This is a genomic window from Streptomyces bobili (genome assembly GCF_002154575.1).
Classification (GTDB): Bacteria; Actinomycetota; Actinomycetes; order Streptomycetales; family Streptomycetaceae; genus Streptomyces; species Streptomyces bobili.
In genome coordinates this window covers 1-508 of record NZ_MUBA01000794.1, presented here as the reverse complement: position 1 = coordinate 508, position 508 = coordinate 1, and the positions used below count along the sequence as shown (strand labels likewise).

General features: G+C 76.0%; 1 protein-coding gene. It reads left to right on the top strand.

Translation table 11 applies throughout. The features are described from left to right. Nucleotides 1-123 precede the first annotated feature (123 nt). Nucleotides 124-508: TetR/AcrR family transcriptional regulator (locus tag BZL64_RS37665; protein WP_143663446.1), on the top strand; the 385-nt coding region annotated here is incomplete at its 3' end.

The window sequence follows — 508 nt, the reverse complement described above, 5'->3', positions numbered from 1 at the left end:
GGGGTACGTGCGGGAGGCGTGCGTGCGGGAGGTGTGCGGCGGGACTGTGCTCGCGGACCCTTGACAGTGCGGGCGGGCGCGTCAAACCTGGGCGCCAGAGCCGCTCGTCCCAGGGAGGCGACGATGTCCGCGCGGGAATCCCTACTGGACGCCGCCTTCGCCGCGCTCGCGCGCCGGCCGTGGGCCGCCGTGCGGATGGTGGACGTCGCCGCGGCGGCCGGAGTGTCCCGGCAGACCCTCTACAACGAGTTCGGGACCAAGGACGGACTGGCGCGGGCGCTCGTCCGGCGGGAGGTCGACGGGTATCTCGCCGGGGTCGAGCGGGCGTTGGCGGGGCAGGGAGATGCGCGGGAGCGGTTGGGCGCGGTCGCGGAGTGGGTGGTGTCCGCGGCTCGGGGGAACGTCGTGGTGCGGGCGCTGGTCACCGGGTGCTGGAGTTCCTGGCTGCCGTCGGTGGGCCTGGCCGCTGTGCCGTCGTCCTCGGCCGTGCCGGCGCAGCGGCGGGCGG